A 16,806-nucleotide genomic window follows, 5' to 3' on the forward strand; every position below is an offset into this window, starting at 1 on the left:
CCGCATCGGCCGCTCAGCCGGGCGCCCGCCGTGGCGCGGCGAGCGCGGTGAGCGCCGACGCGCCCAGCCCCGTACCGCGTTCGACCTCGTCGGCGGTGATCGCGCCGCACTGGACGCCGCGGTGCACGAAGCCGGCGAGCGCGCGGATCGTGGCCGGCTCGTCGAGCACGGCGCCGGCGGTGCGCTCGTGCACGTGGCGGAGCCGGCCGGCCGCCTCGGGCCAGCCCTCGCGGTAGTACGCCGTGGTCGCGATGAACCGGGTCGGCAGCTGCGCCGGGTGCAGGTCCCAGCCCTGCCGGAACCCCCGCTCGAGGGACCGTCGGACGAGTCGCGCGTGCCGCCGCCACGCCTCGGCCGCACGGTCGCCGATCGGCAGCACGTTCGACGAGCCGTCGGAGAGCCGGATGCCGGTGCCCGCCGCCGCGAGCTGCATCACGAGCTTCGCGTGATCGGCGGCGGGGTGGTCGAGCGACTGCTCGGGCGCGGCGATGCCGAGGGCGGCGCTGTAGTCGTACGTGCCGAAGTGCAGGCCCGAGATGCGTCCGGGAGCGGCGTGCGCGACCCGTGCGACCGTGGCGACCCCGTCCGCGCCGAGCACGAGCTGCGGCGTCTCGACCTGCACCTCGAACCGGAGCCGCCCGCCGGGCAGCCCGAGCGCGTGTTCCAGGCCTGCCGCGACCTCGGCCATCGCCTCGACCTGCGCGAGCGTCGACACCTTCGGCAGGGTGAGGGCGAGCCCGTCGGGCAGCCCGCCGCGGTCGGCGAGCGCCGTCACGAAGAGGTCGAGCGTTCGGATGCCGCGGGCCCGCGTCGCGGCCTCGAACGACTTGAACCGGATGCCGACGAACGGCGGCGCCGTGCCCTCGTCCGTCGCGCGGGCGACGTGCTCGGCCGCATGCGCGACGTCGGCGTCCTCCGCCTCGTCGCCGCGGTCGCCGTATCCGTCCTCGAAGTCGATGCGGAGGTCCTCGATCGGCTCGTGCGAGAGCTTGCGCTCGACGAGCGGGGCGACCTCCGCGGCCACGTCGGGGTCGATGCCGACGTCCCTCGCGAGCGACTCGATGCCCCCCGTGGACCCGGCCGCGGCGAGCGCCGCCCTCCCCCACGCGTGCGGCAGGTCCCACGCGAACGCGTCGGCCGGAACGTAGACGGTGTGCACCGGTTGCCGGGCGCCGTCGTCGCCGGGGTACCCGCTCGCGAGCAGCCGGTCGGTCTCGGCGAGCCGGGCGTCGATCGACGCCGGCACGGACGAGGGCAGCGAGGTCCGCACAGCGGTCAGGCCAACCGCTCGTACGCGGGAAGCGTCAGGAAGTCGACGTACGCGTCGTCGAGGACGAGGTCGGCCATGAGGGACGCTGCGGCCTCGTAGTGCGCCGCGAACGGCGCGGCCGGGGTCTCCGCCTGGAGCGCCGCCACCTCCTCGTCGAGCACCTCGCGCACGAGCTCGCGCGTCATGGTGCGGCCGGTGTCGGCGAGCACGACGTCGTGCTGCAGCTGCTGCCAGACCTGAGAGCGCGAGATCTCGGCGGTCGCGGCGTCCTCCATCAGGCTGTGCAGCGCGACCGCGCCGCTGCCGGCGAGCCACGCCGCCGTGTAGGCGACGCCGACCGAGAGGTTCGTGCGCAGGCCCGCCTCGGTGACGGCGCCACCCGTCGCCGCGACGTCGAGCAGCTCGGCGGCGGTGACCTCGACGTCCGGCCGCTGCCGGTCGAGCTGGTTCGGTCGGTCGCCGAGCACCTGGTCGAAGACCTCGCGGCAGACCGGCACGAGGTCGGGATGCGCGACCCAGGAACCGTCGAACCCGTCCCCGGCCTCGCGGGTCTTGTCGGCCCGCACTTTCTCGAACGCGACCGCGGTGGCCTCCGGGTCGGCGCGGTTCGGCACGAACGCGGCCATGCCGCCCATCGCGACGGCGCCGCGCCGATGGCAGGTCTTCACGAGCAGCTCGGTGTACGCGCGCATGAACGGCGCCGTCATCGACACCGAGGCGCGATCGGGCACGATGAACTCCGGCCCGGCGTCGCGGAAGACCTTGATGATGCTGAACAGGTAGTCCCAACGACCGGCGTTGAGTCCGGAGGCGTGGTCGCGGAGCTCGTAGAGGATCTCGTCCATCTCGAACGCCGCCGGGATCGTCTCGATGAGCACCGTCGCGCGGATCGTCCCGGCCGGCAGCGCCATCCCCTCCTCGGCGAACGAGAACACGTCGTTCCACAGCCTCGCCTCGAGGTGGCCCTCGAGCTTGGGCAGGTAGTAGTACGGGCCGGCGTCGTGCTCGAACAGCACGCGTGCCGCGTGCACGAAGTGCAGCCCGAAGTCGACGAGCGACCCGGATGCCCGCTCCCCGTCGACGAGCACGTGCTTCTCGGGCAGGTGCCAGCCGCGCGGGCGCGTCACCACGGTCGGCCGCCGCACGTCGTCGCGGAGGGCGTAGGACTTGCCCTCGGGCGAGGTCCAGGCGAGCGTGCCGTGCGCCGCGTCGCGGAGGTTGCGCACGCTCCCGACGACGTTCGCCCACGTCGGGCTCGACGCGTCCTCGAGGTCGGCGAGCCAGACCCGGGCGCCCGAGTTCAGCGCGTTGATCGCCATCTTCGGCGGCGATGCCGGTCCGGTGATCTCGACGCGACGGTCGGCGAGCGCGTCCGGCGGCGGCGGCACCCGCCAGTCGGCCTCCCGCACGTCGCGCGTCCCGGCGAGGAAGTCGAGCGGTTCGCCCTGCGCGATCCGCTCGCGACGTTCGCGCCGTGCCGCGAGCAGGTCGCGCCGTCGGGCGTCGAACCGGTGGTGGAGCTCTTCGACGAACGCGAGCGCGTCGTCGGTCAGGATGTCGTCGTCCGCGACTGCGTCGACGCGGACGATCTCGATGGTCATGCGGCTGCCGCTCCCTTCCGCTTCCTCGCGGGTGGTGGTCCAGGCCTCGCCCTCATCTTCGCGCAGAAGCGCGCGCGTCGGAACCGGCATGCGCGCATGAGCGCGACCGGAACCCGGGCCTGCGCGCGGCGTAGACTCCGGGCAGAGGGAGCCAGGCATGGACATCGTCGTCACCGTCAACGGCCGGCCGCGGGATGCCTCCGGCGTCGCGGCCCACACCACCGCGCTCGACTGGCTGAGGTCGCTCGGCCTGACCGGTGCGAAGGAGGGCTGCGCCGAGGGCGAGTGCGGCGCGTGCGCGGTGCTGGTCGCGACGCCCGACGAGCACGGCGGCACCGACTGGACGGCCGTGAACGCGTGCCTGATGCCGGCCGCAGCGCTGGACGGCCAGGAGGTCGTGACCGCCGAGGGCCTCGGCACGCCGGAGCGGATGCATCCGGTGCAGGCCGCCCTCGCGGAGGCGGGCGGATCGCAGTGCGGGTACTGCACCCCGGGCTTCGCCTGCAGCATGGCGGCCGAGTTCTACCGGGCGCGCGACGGCGCGACGCGCGACGATGGGGCCGAGGAGGCCCCACCGGCCGACCCGGGGACCGGAGGCGGCTTCGACCTGCATGCGCTGAGCGGCAACCTGTGCCGCTGCACGGGGTACCGCCCGATCCGCGACGCCGCGCTCGGACTCGAGGCGGTCCCCGAGGCCGGCGACCCCCTCTCGGAACGGCGCGCTCGGCCGGCGCCCGATGCGCGTCCCACGCGGGTGGCCGGCGCCGGCGGCCGGTTCGTGCGGCCCGAGTCCCTCGACGAGGCGCTCGCACTCCTGCGGGTGGAACCCGACGCCGTCGCGATCGCGGGCTGCACCGACTGGGGGGTCGAGGCGAACCTCCGCGGGCGGCGCGCCCCGGTCACGGTCGCGATCGATCGACTCGAGGGACTCCGCGCGTTCACCGACGACGACGCGGGCATCGAGATCGGCGCGGCACTCACCCTCACCGAGGTCGAGCGTCGGCTGCGCGGGCGCGTTCCGCTGCTCTCGGCGCTCTTCCCGCAGTTCGCGTCGCCGCTCATCCGCAACCGCGCCACGCTCGGCGGCAACCTCGGCACCGCCTCCCCCATCGGCGACGCGCCGCCGGCGCTGCTCGCGCTCGAGGCGCGGCTCGTGCTGGTCTCGCCCGACGGCGAGCGCGAGGTCGACCTCGCCGACTACTTCACCGGGTACCGCGAGACCGTGCGTCGTCCGGGCGAGCTCATCCGCAGCGTCCGCATCCCACGGCCGACCGCGAACCTCACGTCGTTCCACAAGGTCGCCAAGCGCCGCTACGACGACATCTCGAGCATCGCCGTCGCGTACGCGATCGACCTCGACCCGGAGCGCGGCACCGTCACGTCCGCGCGCATCGGGCTCGGCGGGGTCGCGGCGACGCCGATCCGCGCCCGCGCGACCGAGGCCGCACTCGTCGGGCGCGAGTGGACCGAGGACGCCGTGCGGGACGCGGCATCCGCGCTCGGCGGCGAGGGAACGCCCATGTCGGACCACCGCGCGAGCGCGGCGTACCGCTCCGCGATGCTCGCCCAGTCGCTGCGTCGCCTGCATCGACGGACGGCGCGCGAGGGGGTGCCCGCATGAGCGGCCTCGCCGATCGACCCGCCGGCGCCGTCGCCGGAACCCCGGTCGCGCACGAGAGCGCCCGGCTGCACGCGACCGGCACCGCCGTCTACACCGACGACCTCGCCGCCGCTCGCCGAGACGTGCTGACCGCATGGCCGGTGACCTCGGCCCACGCGCACGCGCGCGTGCGGCTCGACGTCGGCCCGGCCCTGGCGGTGCCCGGGGTCGTGCACGTGCTCACCGCGGCCGACGTGCCCGGCGTCAACGACGCGGGCGCGAAGGGCGACGAGCCGCTGTTCCCCGACGAGGCGCAGTACCACGGCCACGCGCTGGCCTGGGTGCTGGGCGAGACCGCGGAGGCCGCCCGGCTCGGCGCCGCAGCCGTCCTCGTCGAGGCCGAGGAGCTGCCCTCGATCGTGACCGTCGAGGAGGCCATCGCCGCCGGGTCCTTCCAGGGCATGGCGCCGACGGTGCGGCGCGGCGACGCGGCCGCCGCGCTCGCCTCCGCCCCGCACGTGTTCGAGGGCACCAGCGTCGTCGGCGGACAGGAGCACTTCTACCTCGAGACGCACGCCTCGTTCGCCCACGTCGACTCCGAGGGGCAGGTGTTCGTCGAGTCGAGCACGCAGCACCCGACCGAGACGCAGGAGATCGTCGCGCACGTGCTCGGCGTGCCGAACCATCGCGTCACCGTGCAGTCCCTGCGCCTCGGCGGCGGCTTCGGCGGCAAGGAGATGCAGCCGCACGGCCTGGCCGCGGTGGCGGCGCTCGGCGCGGTGCGCACCGGCCGCGCCGTCCGCCTCCGCCTCACCCGGGCGCAGGACATGACGATGACCGGCAAGCGGCATCCGTTCCACGCGACCTGGCGGGCCGGGTTCGACGACGACGGCCGGATCCTCGGCCTCGAGGCGACGCTCACCTCCAACGGCGGCTGGAGCCTCGACCTCTCGGACCCCGTCCTGGCCCGCGCCCTCTGCCACATCGACAACGCGTACTGGATCCCACACCTCACGGCGCACGGGCGCATCGCGCGCACGAACATCACCTCGCAGACCGCGTTCCGCGGATTCGGCGGACCGCAGGGGATGTTCGTCATCGAGGACGTGCTCGGCCGCGTCGCGCCGCAGCTCGGCATCGATCCGGCCGCGCTCCGCGAGCGGAACCTGTACCGGCCCGGGCAGACGACGCCCTACGGCATGGAGGTGCGCCACGCCGAGCGGCTCGGCGACGCCTGGGCGCGCGTCCTCGACGAGGCCGCCGTCGCCCGTCGCCGCGAGGAGATCGCGGCCGCGAACGCCGCCGACCCCGACGTCAAGCGCGGGCTCGCCGTCACGCCGGTGAAGTTCGGGATCTCGTTCACCTTCACCGCGTACAACCAGGCCGGCGCGCTCGTCCACGTCTACCGCGACGGCTCGGTCCTCGTGAACCACGGCGGCACCGAGCTGGGCCAGGGGCTGCACACGAAGATGCTGCAGGTGGCGGCGACCGCACTCGGCGTGCCGCTCGCGCAGGTGCGCCTCGCGCCCACGCGCACCGACAAGGTGCCGAACACGTCGGCGACCGCGGCCTCATCGGGTGCGGACCTGAACGGTGCGGCCGTCAAGGACGCCTGCGACCAGATCATCGCCCGGCTGCGTCCCGTGGCGGCGAACGTGCTCGGCGTCGCCGAGGGCGACGTGCGATTCGAGGACGGCCTGGTGCACGGCGGCGATCCCGCGGCATCCGTGCTCTTCGGCGAGCTCGCGGCGACGGCGTACGCGGAGCGGGTGCAGTTGTTCGCCGCCGGCTATTACCGCACCGAGGGCCTCGGCTGGGACCCCGAGACGATGACCGGCACCCCGTTCAAGTACTTCGCCTGCGGCGTCGCGGCGAGCGAGGTCGAGGTCGACGGATTCACCGGCGCGACCCGGCTGCGACGCGTCGACATCGTGCACGACGTCGGCGACTCGCTGTCCCCGCTCATCGACCTCGGGCAGGTCGAGGGCGCCTTCATGCAGGGCGTGGGCTGGCTCACGCTCGAGGAGCTCCGTTGGGACGAGACCGACGGCCGCGGCCGCGGGCGCCTGCTCACCTCGTCGGCGAGCACGTACAAGCTGCCGAGCTTCTCGGAGCTGCCCGACGAGCTGAACGTGCACTTCCTGGAGCGCGCGCACGAGGACGGCGCGATCTACGGCTCGAAGGCCGTGGGCGAGCCGCCGTTCATGCTGGCGTTCAGCGTGCGGGAGGCCATCCGCGACGCCGTCGCGGCGTTCGGCCCGCCCGGGCACTCGGTCGAGCTCGCAGCGCCGTCGACCCCCGAGGCGGTGTTCTGGGCGATCGAGGCGGCCCGGACGGCGGCGGACGGGGCGGACGCGGCCGACGCCGGAGTCGCCGGGGACGCGCGGGCCGCACGCCCTCCCGTGCCGGCCGACCGCTGACGGGGCGCACGTGGACTGGGTCGACGCCGTGCAGCGGCTCCGCGCGGAGCGGACTCCCGCCGTGCTCGTGACGCTGGCCATGGTGCGCGGGCACGCGCCCCGCAACGGCGGAGCGAAGATGGTCGTCGCGCCCGACGCCGTGTTCGGCTCCGTCGGCGGCGGCAACCTGGAGCAGACGGCGCTCGCGCGGGCGCGCGAGCTGCTGCAGTCCGGTGCCGCCGAGCCGGAGCTGCTCACGCTCACGCTGAGCGACCGTGCCGTCGTGGACTACGGCGTGCAGTGCTGCGGAGGAGAGGTCACGATGCTGCTGGAGCCCCTGCCGGTCGTGCCGGTCGTCGCGATCTTCGGCGTCGGGCACGTGGGGCTCGAGCTCGCGCGCATCCTGGCCAGGCACCCGATCGAGCTCGTGCTCGTCGACTCCCGCGCGGCGATGCTCGCCCCCCAGCGCACGGGCGAGCCAGGTGCCACGGGGCCGTTCGCCGATGCCGTCGCGACCGTCCGCGTGCACCACGCGCCGGTGCCGGAATCGGTGCTCCCGGACCTCCCGCCCGGCGCGCACGTCCTCGTCATGACGCATGACCACGCGGAGGACCTCGCGATCTGCGACGGTGCGCTGCGCACGCCCGCGCTCGGTTCGATCGGGCTCATCGGCTCGCGCTCGAAGTGGGCGCGCTTCCGCGGCGAGCTCGCGTCGGCCGGGCACGACGAGCCGACGCTCGGCCGGATCGAGACGCCGATCGGCATCCGCGGGATCCGCTCGAAGGAGCCCGCGGCGATCGCGGTGAGCGTCGCGGCGGAGCTGCTCGAGCGCTTCGAGCGGGCGCCCACCGGCGGGGACTAGGCGCGGGGCACGGCGGGCGGGGTCACGTGGGAGGCCGCGAACGCGCGATTGCGCTCCGCGATCGCCGCGGCACGGGCGAGCCGCTCGCGCTCCAGGCGCTGCGCGAACAGCGCCCACACGAGGAGGGCGACCGCGACGCCGACGAGGGCGCCGCCGATGGTGTCGGTGATCCAGTGCGCGCCGAGGTACGTCCGGCTGATCGCCATGAGCACCGTGTACACGGCGCCCCAGAACCACACCCAGCCGCGCGGCACGATGATGCCGATCGTGACCGCGATCGTCGCGGCGTTCGCGACGTGCCCCGACGGGAACGACCCGAAGTCGGAGAGCACGATGATGTCCTCCGGGCGGGCGCGGCCGAACAGGTTCTTCAGCACCTGCACGACGAGCGCGCTCGCCGCCGAGGCCGTGATGAAGTACAGCGCCGCCCACGGCCTCCGCACGACGAGGAGGATGACGGCCACGGCGATCGGGACGACGAACACGCCGAACACGCCGCCGCCGAGCGCGTTCATGCCGTAGGCGAAGAGGTCGCCGATCGGGCCGCGGAGCATGAAGATGTCCTCGGCCCACTCCTCGTCGATGTCGAACACGGTCCCCGTGCGGAACACGATGACGATGCCGAGCACGACGGCGATGACCAGGGCCGCGATGCCGGCCGAGAACGGGACGAAGCGGCCGACGTGCTCGGTGCGCTCGGCGCGACGCCGCGGGTCGAGGCTGACGTCGGGTGCGCTCACGGGTCCGCGGCCCTCGACCGTCTGGTCGGGGTCGAGGGGATCACGGTCGGCATCGCTCATGGCGCCACGTTAGTCGCGGCTCCCGACCGTCGCCGCCAGGGTGCGCCGCGCGCCCCGGACCGGACCCGGTCGCGGTGGCGCAGGCGGGCGACGGATGCCGCGGTGCGCGGCATCCGTCCCGTCGGTCAGTCCGAGAGCGCGGGCACGGTGCTCGGTCGCACGAGCAGCCACACCGAGGCGATCGCGACGAGCGCGGCACCGAGCATCAACGACGCCATCGGCACGGCGTTCGCGATGCCGAAGAGGCCGATGAGCGGGGTGATCGAACCGGCCAGTCCGAAGTTCAGGGCTCCCAGCAGCGACGCCGCGGTGCCGGCCTCGGCCCCGTGGTGGGCGAGGGCGAGCACCTGCACGGCCGGGAAGGTGAAGCCGCACGCGGCGATGTAGATCCACAGCGGGATCGCGGTGCCCCAGAAGCCGGCGCCCGACGAGTCGAGCACGACGATCGCGACGGCCATCGCCGCGTGCACGACGGTCGTGCCGGCCAGCACGTACTGGGGCGGGATCGGGCCGCGGATGAGGCGCGACGACGTCTGCACGCCGATGATGACGCCGATCGAGTTGACCGCGAACAGCAGGCCGAACTGCTGCGGGGTGAACCCGTAGACCTGCTGGAACAGGAACGACGAGGTCGACAGGTACGAGAACAGGCCCGTGAAGGTCATGCCGCCGATGAGCGCCGCCCCGAGGTAGATCCGGTCGCGGAACAGCGCACGGTACCGCTGGCGCACCGACGAGTGGCCGGCGACGTGCCGACGCGACACGGGCAGGGTCTCGACGATGAGGAACGCGACCGCGAGCACGACGACGACCGCGTAGCCGGCGAGCACCCAGAACACGCCGCGCCAGTCCATGAACTGGAGCAGCTGCGAGCCGATCACCGGCGCGAGCACGGGCGCGAGGCCGTTCACGAGCGCGAGGCGCGAGAGCATCCGTACGAGCGGCTTGCCGCCGAACAGGTCGCGGACCATGGCCATGGCGACGACGCCGCCGGCCGCGGCGCCGAAGCCCTGCATGAGGCGGAAGAAGGCGAGCCACGCGATGTCGGGCGCGAGCGCCGCCGCGATCGATGCGGCGATGTGCACCGTGGTCGCGAGGATGAGCGGGAGCCGGCGGCCGACCCGGTCGCTCCACGGGCCGACGATCAGCTGGCCGAGGCCGAAGCCGATCATCGTGCCGGTGAGGGTGATCTGCACGGCCGCGGCCGGAACGCCGAATTCGGACTCGAGCGCCGGGAACGCCGGGAGGTAGAGGTCGACCGTGAACGGACCGAGCGCGGTGAGTGCGCCGAGCACGAGCACGTAGACGAGCCGCTGACGACGGCTGAGCAGGTCGCCGGGGTGGCGGGCTGCGGTGTAGTCGTCCGGGCGGACGATGGGGATGGAGGCGGTTGACATAGGCGGTCCCGAGGCGTGCTGGAGTGCGGTCGTACGTGTGGCGGCTGCGCGGGCGCACGCCGTCGGGCGCCGGGCGAACGAAACGGCGCCCTCGCGGGCGCCGTCGGGGCGATCTCGGCCTTCGTGGCCTCGAATCGATTCGACTGAGAGTTCGAGTCTAGCGGAGCCCCCGGGGGGCGACGCAAGCGGAGCCCGTCGCCGCAGGGCGGAGGGCTCAGCCGGCAGCCATCGCGAGCGGGTCGGCGAGCAGTCGCGAGAAGGCCAGCTCGGCCGCCCCGATCATCAGCCGGTCCTCGCCGAGCGCGGCGACCACGAGCTCGACGTCCTCCATCGCGGCGGGCATCGCCTGTTCCGCGACGGCCTCCCGCAGGGCGGACGGGTCCTGCTCGGCGAGCGTGGCGAGGAAGCCGCCGAGGATCACCAGCGACGGGTTCAGCACGTTGACCGCGTTCGCGAGCGCGGTCGCGAGGATCCGCCGCTGTCGCCGGAGCTCCGCGGCGATGACCTGGTCCTCGGCGGCCACGGCATCGCGGATCGCGTCGGCGAGCGTCGGCTCGTCGGCGGTGCGCAGCCCGACCGCCTCGAGCAGGCGCCCGCGCGAGATCTCGTCCTCGAGCAGACCGTGCTCCGCGCGGCGATCGTCCTCCGACGCGATGCCCGGTCGGTTCTGGCCGAACTCCCCCGCATAGCCGCTGGCGCCCCGCACCGCCCGCCCCTCCACGATCACGCCGCCGCCGATGCCGCTCGCACCGCCGTTGAGGTAGACGAGGTCGCCGACGCCGCGCCCCGCGCCGAAGAGCTGCTCGGCCATCGCGCCGAGGCTCGCGTCATTGCCGACCGCGACGGGGATCCCCGTGGCCTCCTCGACGAACGACCGGATCGGCACCTCGTGCCAGCCGAGGTGCGGAGCCAGTCGCACGAGGCCGTCGGAGGCGCGGACGAGCCCGGGCACCGCGAGCCCCACTCCGACGAATCGTGCGCGAGCGAGCTCGTCGCGCCGCCACCGCTCGATCGCGTCGGCGACGAGCAGCGCGGTCTGCTCGGGAGTCACGATGCCCTCGGTCTCGACGCGCTCGCGCGCGTCGATGCGCCCGCCGAGCCCCACCGCGGCGAGCGTCACCGCATCGACCTCCGGGTTGACCGCGACCGCCACCACCCCCGGGTGCGCGGCGATGACGGGCGATGGCCGGCCCACCCGACGGGTCGCATCGGGCGCGCGTTCCTCGACGAGGCCCAGGTCGACCAGTTCCGCGGCGAGGGACGCGACGGTGGACCGGTTCAGTCCCGTCTTCGCGGTGATGCGCGCGCGGGAGAGCGGGCCTTCGAGGTGCGCCAGCGTCAGGAGCCGGGCGAGGTTGCGCCGGTGCACGCCGTCGAAGCTCCCGGTACCCGGGCTGGGGTGGTTCACGCGGACCACTCTAGGTTCTGGAAGGGCTCCGCCGCGCGGATTTGTTGCACCCCTCGCCAAATCCGTTGCGAGGAGTAGCGTTGGGGCGAGGAGGTCTGGGATGCCGAAGATGCGGACGACGCGACTGGACGGACCCGGCGGCGCGCGGGTCGAGTTGCGCGGCGGGTTCGCGCTGCCGATGCCGGCGCGACGGGCGTTCGGCCTCTTCACCGCCCGCGGCGAGGAGCTCTGGGTGCCCGGATGGGTGCCGCGGTTCCCGGTCGAGGGCGCCGACGACCTCGAACCGGGCACCGTGTGGACCACGCTCGACGACGACGGGCGCCTCACGACGTGGGTGGTCCTCGCCGCCGAGCCGCCCCGCAGCGTGCGCTACGCGCGGGTGGCCGAGCGGTGGACGGCGGGGACGGTGGCCGTCGAGCTCTCCGACGAGGCGGACGGATGCCGCGTCGAGGTCGCGTACGACCTCACGGCGCTGACCGATGAGGCCGCGGCCGCGCTTCCGGGCTTCGCGGAGGGATACCCGGACTACGTCGCGTCCTGGCGCGCCGCGATCCTGGCCCACGTCGAGTCCGGCGGCGCGATGCCCGACCCGGCCTGACGGCCTCGGCGGCGGCGTCCCCCGCCGGTCAGGCCTCGATGTCGTCCAGTCGCGCGATGACGACCTCGAGCATGCGCCCGAGCTCGTGGCGCTCGTCGTCGCCGAGGTCCTGCAGCACGTCGGACTCCACGACGTCGGAGCCGCGGATGGCGAGGCTGAAGAACTCCCACCCGTCGGGCGTGAGCCCGACGAGGACGCGGGTGCGATTCTCGGCATCGGGCGTGCGATCGATGAAGCCGCGCTCGGCGAGCTTGTCGAGCCGGTGGGTCATCGACGACGGCGCGACGTTCGTGAGGTCGGCGAGCTGGCTCGGCGTGAGCGCGCCGCCGTCCTTCGCGAGCGCGGCGACGACGGCCCACTCGCCGCCGGTGACGCCGAGGTCGGTGAGCTGGCGTGCGTACCACTGGTCGAGCTTGCGCGAGAGGCCCTGCACGGCCGTGATGACGCGCTGGACGGACTCCTCGCCGCCCGCCGCGACGTACGCCGCGACATCGCGTCGATGCTGCTCGGACGCGCTCCGCCCGCGTTTCGCCATGCGGGAATTCTCCCACACGTGTTTCGGTTGCTAAGATTTCGACATCGAAGTATTCGACGCCGAAGGCCGAATGACGGCCTTCGGCGTCGTCGCGGTCCCGCCCGGGACGCGGCATCCGTCACGACCTTGGAAAGGGGTGCGCCATGCGCGCGATGTGGCTCGTCATCGCCTCGAGCATCGGATCGCTGGGATGGGGCGGCGTGCTGCCGTACCAGTACGCCTACGCGGCCGACACGAGGGACTGGGGTGCACTCGTCGCGGCCGGAGCAGCCTCGCTGTTCTCGATCGGCGCGCTCATCGCCGCCCCGATCGCCGGACGGCTGAGCGACCGCCACCCGCCCGTCATGGTCGCGGTCGTGGCCCAGCTCATCGGTGCCGCCGGCGCCGCATCGCTCGTCTTCGCGAACGACCCCGGCACCTTCCTGGCCGGCATGCTGGTGTTCGGACTCGGCCTCTCGGCGGCCGCCCCGGCCAAGCAGGTGCTCGCGCTCCAGTGGTCCGACAGCCGCGACCGACGGAGGGTCTTCGCGTACAAGTTCACCGGCGAGTCGCTCGGCATGGCCGCGGGTGCGTTCGTCGCCGGGCACCTGGTCGACCTCGACCGTCCCGACGGGCTGCACGTCGGCTTCCTCATGGCCGCCGCCGGGTTCGTGGTGTCGTCGGGGATCATCGCGCTCGCCGGTCGCGGCGCTCCCGCCCCGACGGACTTCGCCGCCGACCCCACCGGCGCCATCCGGGCCGTCGAGGCGCGCTCGCGCGGCATCCTGCGCGTGATCTTCGCCACGCCGGCGCTGCGCTGGACGGCGATCGTCACGATCACGCTCGCGCTCGGCTTCTACGCCCAGTTCGAGTCGGGCCTGCCCGCCTACGGCATCACCGTGCTCGACATCGACCCGACCGCGATCGGCACCGCCGCTGCGGTGAACTGCCTCGTGATCGTCGCCATCCAGGTCGTCATGGTGCGCCTGACCGCGAAGCGCAGCGCACCGGTGCTGCTCATGGCGGTCGGCGGCATCTGGCTGGTCGCCTGGCTCGCGCTGTCGGCCGCGCAGCTCGCCCCCGGCGTCGCCTCGGCGATCTTCGTGATGACGTTCGGCATCTTCGCGGTCGGCGAGACCATCTACAGCCCCGTGCTGAACCCGCTCACCGCCTCCCTCGCCCCGAAGGGCATGGTCGGCCAGACCCTCGGAGCGATGGCGGCGCTGCAGACCGCCTTCACCGCGGCGGGCCCGCTCGTGGCAGGCGTGCTGCTCGGCGCTGGACTGGTCGACGGCTTCCTGCTCATGCACCTCGCGATCAGCGCCGTCGCGGTGTTCGCCGCCTGGCGCGTGAAGCGCGCCCTCGCCGCGCCGACGGCCGTCGCCGAGCCGCCGTACACCCGCCCGATCCCGGTCGCCGGCGGAGCCTGATCCGGCCGTTCCACCGCCCAGGTGCCGCAGACGGCGTGTCTGCGGCACCGGGCGGCTCGCCACCGTCAGGAGCGGGGCGCCGCGGCGGCGCGCCGCGCCACGGACTCGGCCGCGAGGGCCCAGCCCCACATCAGCGGCAGCATCGCGCTGCCCATCGACGTGACCTCGGTGATCAGGAGGAACCACGGGACCATCACGATCAGCAGCCATGCGGTGGTCCGCGGTCGGAACCCGCGGCGCAGCAGCAGGATCCCGAGCGGGACGCCCCCGACGCCGACCACGAGGAATGCGGCGAGCCCGACCAGGAAGAACACGTCGGTCCAGGGGGTGTAGTAGTCGCCCGCGAGCGCGATCGCGAGCAGCCCGTATGCGCCGAGCTGCACCCGCCACAGCGCCCGCTCGCCGCCGACCGGCCCGCGAGCGCGGTACGCCAGCACGGCGGCCGCGAGGAACGCGACGCAGACGGGCAGCCAGATCTTCCCGTAGGTCCAGTAGACGAACGTGGGGTCGCTCCAATCGAGGATCGGCCGCAGCGCCGCGATCGCCGGCGGTGCCCAGGCGGCGACCAGCGGCGACTCGAGGTCCTCCGGGTGCGCGGCGACGCGCGCCAGCGCGTGCAGCTGGCCGGCGACCGTGCCGAGCGCCGCCATCACCCAGGCGATGACGGCGATCGCGCGCGCCCGACCCGCTGAGACGGGCGGCGAGGCGGGTGAGGCGGCGGTGCGGGCGGCGGTCGAGGTGCGGTCGGCCATGTCGATCTCCTTCGAGGGGTGATGGGATGCGGTGCGGTCGACGGCGAACGTACGATCGACCAGATCCCGCGGCGTCGTGCCGCAGCATCGACCGGGTCGACCACGGGATGAACCGGCGGGTCCTCCCACGGGAGGATGCCCTCGGGCTGGGGCCGGGCGTAGCATCCCCACGTGCAGGCGAGGATCCGGGCCATCGACATCGCGGTCGCCGCGGTGGTGTTCCTCATCGCGGAGCTGGACGTCTGGGCCGGGATCGGCACGACGAACGCCGTCGGTCCGGAGTGGGCCCGATCGGTCGCATTCGGCCTCGCCGCCGTGATGCTCGTGTTCCGCCGTGAGCGGCCGCTCGGGGTGCTGGCCGCGGTGGTCGCCGCCTCGATCGCGGAGTTCGCGGCCTTCGGCTCGCCCGAGGGCAACGCGGTCCTGGTCGCGCCGCTCGTGGCGATCTACACCGTCGGGCGACGGGAGTCCATGCCGCGATCACTGCTGGGGGTCGCCCTCGGCGTCGTCCTCTGGTTCGCGTGGTCGTGGTTCGATCCGCTGAACGCGACGTTCGCCGACCGACTGCGGACCGTCGTGTGGCTCGCGCCGTGGGTGATCGCGTGGCTGGTCGGGTCCCTCGTGCGGACCACGCTGCTGGCCCGGGAGCAGCGTCGGGCAGCGCTCGCGCAACGGGAGTCCCGGGCCATCGCCGAGGAGCGCAATCGCATCGCGCGCGAGCTCCACGACGTCGTCGGCCACGGGCTCTCGGTGATGATCGTCCAAGCAGCGGCGGCGAGACGGCGGCTCGCCCCCGATCAGCAGGTCGAGCGCGCGGCGCTCGAGTCGGTCGAGTCCGTCGGCCGTGAGTCGCTCGCCGAGATGCGGCGCCTCGTGGGCGTGCTCCGCACCGACGAGGCTGCCGCGCGCGAGCCGCCACCGGGCCTCGGCGACCTCGATCGGCTCGCCGAGCGCGTGACGGCGGCCGGCCTGCCGGTCTCGGTGACCGTCACGGGCGCCGAGCGCGATCTCCCGGTCGCACTCGATGTCACGGCATACCGGCTCGTGCAGGAGGGCCTCACGAACGTATTGCGCCACGCCCAGGGCGCGACGCACGCGCACGTCGACGTCGAGTTCGGCGACACGGCGTTGCGCCTGCTCGTCCGCGACGACGGAGCCGGCGCCGAGTGGCCCGTCCAGGGGGACGGCCGCGCGACCGGCGCCGGCGGGAGCGGGCTCGCCGGGCTGCGCGAACGCGTGGCGCTCTACGGGGGCTCCCTCCTGATGCGCCGCCACGACGGCGGCTGCGAGTTGTCGGCCGAGTTCCCGTGGGAGGCCGCGTGAGCGCGCGCGGGCAGGCGCCGTCGACCGGTGCCCCCTCGACGGCCCACCCCATCCGCGTGCTGATCGTCGACGACCAGGCGCTCGTCCGAACCGGCTTCCGGATGATCCTCGAGACCGAACCGGACCTGGACGTCGTCGGCGACGTCGCCGACGGCGAGCAGGCGATCTCTGCGGCCCGCGCCCTCGGCCCGGATGTCGTGCTCATGGACGTGCGGATGCCCCGGACGGACGGCATCGAGGCGACTCGGCGCATCGTCGCCGAGCACGCCGGCAGCGTCCGCGTCGTGATGCTGACGACCTTCGACCTGGACGAGTACGTGTACGACGCCCTCGAGGCGGGCGCGAGCGGGTTCCTGCTGAAGGACGTCGAGGCCGAACTGCTCGTCGCGGGCGTCCGCTCGGTGCACGCCGGGGAGTCCCTCCTGGCGCCGACCGTGACGCGCCGGATGATCGAGACGTTCGTCTCGCGTCCGCGCCCGACCGCGGCATCCGCTCGGTCGGACCTCGTCGCCGAGCTGACCGAGCGCGAGCGCGACGTCCTCGCGCTCGTCGCCCGCGGCCGGACGAACGGCGAGATCGCCCGCGACCTCTTCATCTCCGAGACCACCGTGAAGACCCATGTCGGGCGGCTGCTCGCGAAGCTGGGCGCTCGCGACCGGGTGCACGCCGTGATCATCGCGTACGAGGCCGGGCTCGCCGGTGACGGGGATCCCACCCCGCGCCCGACTCCACGGTGACCCGAGGCGCGACGATCCACCGTCGGCCGGTCGAGCGGGTGGTCGCTCCAGAGCGCATGCCTTGCAGCCGCGCGCACCCCGGTATATGTTCTACCTGCCAACAAATCATCGACGA

At 73.9% G+C, this 16,806-nt stretch carries 14 protein-coding genes; 7 read left to right on the top strand and 7 right to left on the bottom strand.

Annotation, left to right across the window (positions count from 1 at the left end; genetic code table 11):
- Window positions 1-13: 13 nt before the first annotated feature.
- Window positions 14-1,279, bottom strand: coding sequence for a DUF6986 family protein (locus ABME01_RS12130; protein ID WP_436407432.1), 1,266 nt, complete (start codon window positions 1,277-1,279; stop codon window positions 14-16).
- Window positions 1,276-2,871, bottom strand: coding sequence for a malate synthase A (gene aceB / locus ABME01_RS12135; RefSeq protein ID WP_353828675.1), 1,596 nt, complete (start codon window positions 2,869-2,871; stop codon window positions 1,276-1,278). Before aceB ends, ABME01_RS12130 begins: the two co-directional genes overlap by 4 nt.
- Before the next feature lie 157 nt (window positions 2,872-3,028).
- On the opposite strand from aceB, the gene ABME01_RS12140 reads away from it, so the two are divergent.
- From ABME01_RS12140 to xdhC, 3 genes are read left to right on the top strand one after another with little or no spacing between them, the layout of a single operon-like run.
- Window positions 3,029-4,492 carry a xanthine dehydrogenase small subunit gene (locus ABME01_RS12140; protein ID WP_353828676.1) on the top strand — a complete coding sequence of 488 codons (1,464 nt, stop codon included), beginning with the start codon at window positions 3,029-3,031 and terminating at the stop codon, window positions 4,490-4,492.
- Window positions 4,489-6,891 carry a xanthine dehydrogenase molybdopterin binding subunit gene (gene xdhB / locus ABME01_RS12145; protein WP_353828677.1) on the top strand — a complete coding sequence of 801 codons (2,403 nt, stop codon included), beginning with the start codon at window positions 4,489-4,491 and terminating at the stop codon, window positions 6,889-6,891. Before ABME01_RS12140 ends, xdhB begins: the two co-directional genes overlap by 4 nt.
- A gap of 10 nt (window positions 6,892-6,901) precedes the next feature.
- Complete coding sequence (gene xdhC / locus ABME01_RS12150) at window positions 6,902-7,732, top strand: xanthine dehydrogenase accessory protein XdhC (RefSeq protein ID WP_353828678.1); 831 nt, start codon at window positions 6,902-6,904, stop codon at window positions 7,730-7,732.
- Here xdhC and ABME01_RS12155 read toward each other — a convergent pair.
- The 3 genes from ABME01_RS12155 to ABME01_RS12165 all read right to left on the bottom strand — a co-directional run bounded on the left by ABME01_RS12155 (window position 7,729) and on the right by ABME01_RS12165 (window position 11,337).
- Window positions 7,729-8,532 carry a phosphatase PAP2 family protein gene (locus ABME01_RS12155; RefSeq protein ID WP_353828679.1) on the bottom strand — a complete coding sequence of 268 codons (804 nt, stop codon included), beginning with the start codon at window positions 8,530-8,532 and terminating at the stop codon, window positions 7,729-7,731. The two genes, xdhC and ABME01_RS12155, sit on opposite strands and share 4 nt — an antisense overlap.
- 125 nt (window positions 8,533-8,657) lie before the next feature.
- Window positions 8,658-9,929 (bottom strand): multidrug effflux MFS transporter, encoded by a 1,272-nt coding sequence (locus ABME01_RS12160; RefSeq protein ID WP_353828680.1) that lies wholly within the window; start codon window positions 9,927-9,929, stop codon window positions 8,658-8,660.
- Between the two features lie 214 nt (window positions 9,930-10,143).
- Window positions 10,144-11,337 (bottom strand): ROK family transcriptional regulator, encoded by a 1,194-nt coding sequence (locus ABME01_RS12165; protein ID WP_353828681.1) that lies wholly within the window; start codon window positions 11,335-11,337, stop codon window positions 10,144-10,146.
- A gap of 100 nt (window positions 11,338-11,437) precedes the next feature.
- Between ABME01_RS12165 and ABME01_RS12170 the strand changes: the two genes are divergently transcribed.
- Entirely contained in the window at window positions 11,438-11,935 is a 498-nt protein-coding gene (locus ABME01_RS12170) for an SRPBCC family protein (protein ID WP_353828682.1), read from the top strand.
- A gap of 28 nt (window positions 11,936-11,963) precedes the next feature.
- Here ABME01_RS12170 and ABME01_RS12175 read toward each other — a convergent pair whose 3' ends face one another.
- Window positions 11,964-12,470, bottom strand: coding sequence for a MarR family winged helix-turn-helix transcriptional regulator (locus ABME01_RS12175; RefSeq protein WP_353828683.1), 507 nt, complete (start codon window positions 12,468-12,470; stop codon window positions 11,964-11,966).
- 143 nt (window positions 12,471-12,613) lie between these two features.
- On the opposite strand from ABME01_RS12175, the gene ABME01_RS12180 reads away from it, so the two are divergent.
- Window positions 12,614-13,879 (top strand): MFS transporter, encoded by a 1,266-nt coding sequence (locus ABME01_RS12180; RefSeq protein ID WP_353828684.1) that lies wholly within the window; start codon window positions 12,614-12,616, stop codon window positions 13,877-13,879.
- A gap of 65 nt (window positions 13,880-13,944) precedes the next feature.
- Here ABME01_RS12180 and ABME01_RS12185 read toward each other — a convergent pair whose 3' ends face one another.
- The gene (locus ABME01_RS12185) at window positions 13,945-14,631 is read right to left on the bottom strand and encodes a hypothetical protein (protein ID WP_353828685.1); all 687 of its coding nucleotides are present in this window, start codon (window positions 14,629-14,631) and stop codon (window positions 13,945-13,947) included.
- 171 nt (window positions 14,632-14,802) lie between these two features.
- On the opposite strand from ABME01_RS12185, the gene ABME01_RS12190 reads away from it, so the two are divergent.
- Together ABME01_RS12190 and ABME01_RS12195 are read left to right on the top strand one after the other, a co-directional pair.
- Window positions 14,803-15,954, top strand: coding sequence for a sensor histidine kinase (locus ABME01_RS12190; protein WP_353828686.1), 1,152 nt, complete (start codon window positions 14,803-14,805; stop codon window positions 15,952-15,954).
- Window positions 15,951-16,691, top strand: a complete 741-nt coding sequence (locus ABME01_RS12195; protein ID WP_353828687.1) for a response regulator — start codon at window positions 15,951-15,953, stop codon at window positions 16,689-16,691. Before ABME01_RS12190 ends, ABME01_RS12195 begins: the two co-directional genes overlap by 4 nt.
- Window positions 16,692-16,806: the final 115 nt, after the last annotated feature.

Source organism: Agromyces litoreus (genome assembly GCF_040496015.1).
Taxonomy (GTDB): Bacteria; Actinomycetota; Actinomycetes; order Actinomycetales; family Microbacteriaceae; genus Agromyces; species Agromyces litoreus.

Excerpts from the sequence above, each read along its gene's own strand:
- aceB (WP_353828675.1), bottom strand. The coding sequence starts at position 2,871 with ATGACCATCGAGATCGTCCGCGTCGACGCAGTCGCGGACGACGACATC.
- ABME01_RS12140 (WP_353828676.1), top strand. The coding sequence starts at position 3,029 with ATGGACATCGTCGTCACCGTCAACGGCCGGCCGCGGGATGCCTCCGGC.
- xdhB (WP_353828677.1), top strand. The coding sequence starts at position 4,489 with ATGAGCGGCCTCGCCGATCGACCCGCCGGCGCCGTCGCCGGAACCCCG.
- ABME01_RS12155 (WP_353828679.1), bottom strand. The coding sequence starts at position 8,532 with ATGAGCGATGCCGACCGTGATCCCCTCGACCCCGACCAGACGGTCGAG.
- ABME01_RS12160 (WP_353828680.1), bottom strand. The coding sequence starts at position 9,929 with ATGTCAACCGCCTCCATCCCCATCGTCCGCCCGGACGACTACACCGCA.
- ABME01_RS12170 (WP_353828682.1), top strand. The coding sequence starts at position 11,438 with ATGCCGAAGATGCGGACGACGCGACTGGACGGACCCGGCGGCGCGCGG.
- ABME01_RS12175 (WP_353828683.1), bottom strand. The coding sequence starts at position 12,470 with ATGGCGAAACGCGGGCGGAGCGCGTCCGAGCAGCATCGACGCGATGTC.
- ABME01_RS12180 (WP_353828684.1), top strand. The coding sequence starts at position 12,614 with ATGCGCGCGATGTGGCTCGTCATCGCCTCGAGCATCGGATCGCTGGGA.
- ABME01_RS12185 (WP_353828685.1), bottom strand. The coding sequence starts at position 14,631 with ATGGCCGACCGCACCTCGACCGCCGCCCGCACCGCCGCCTCACCCGCC.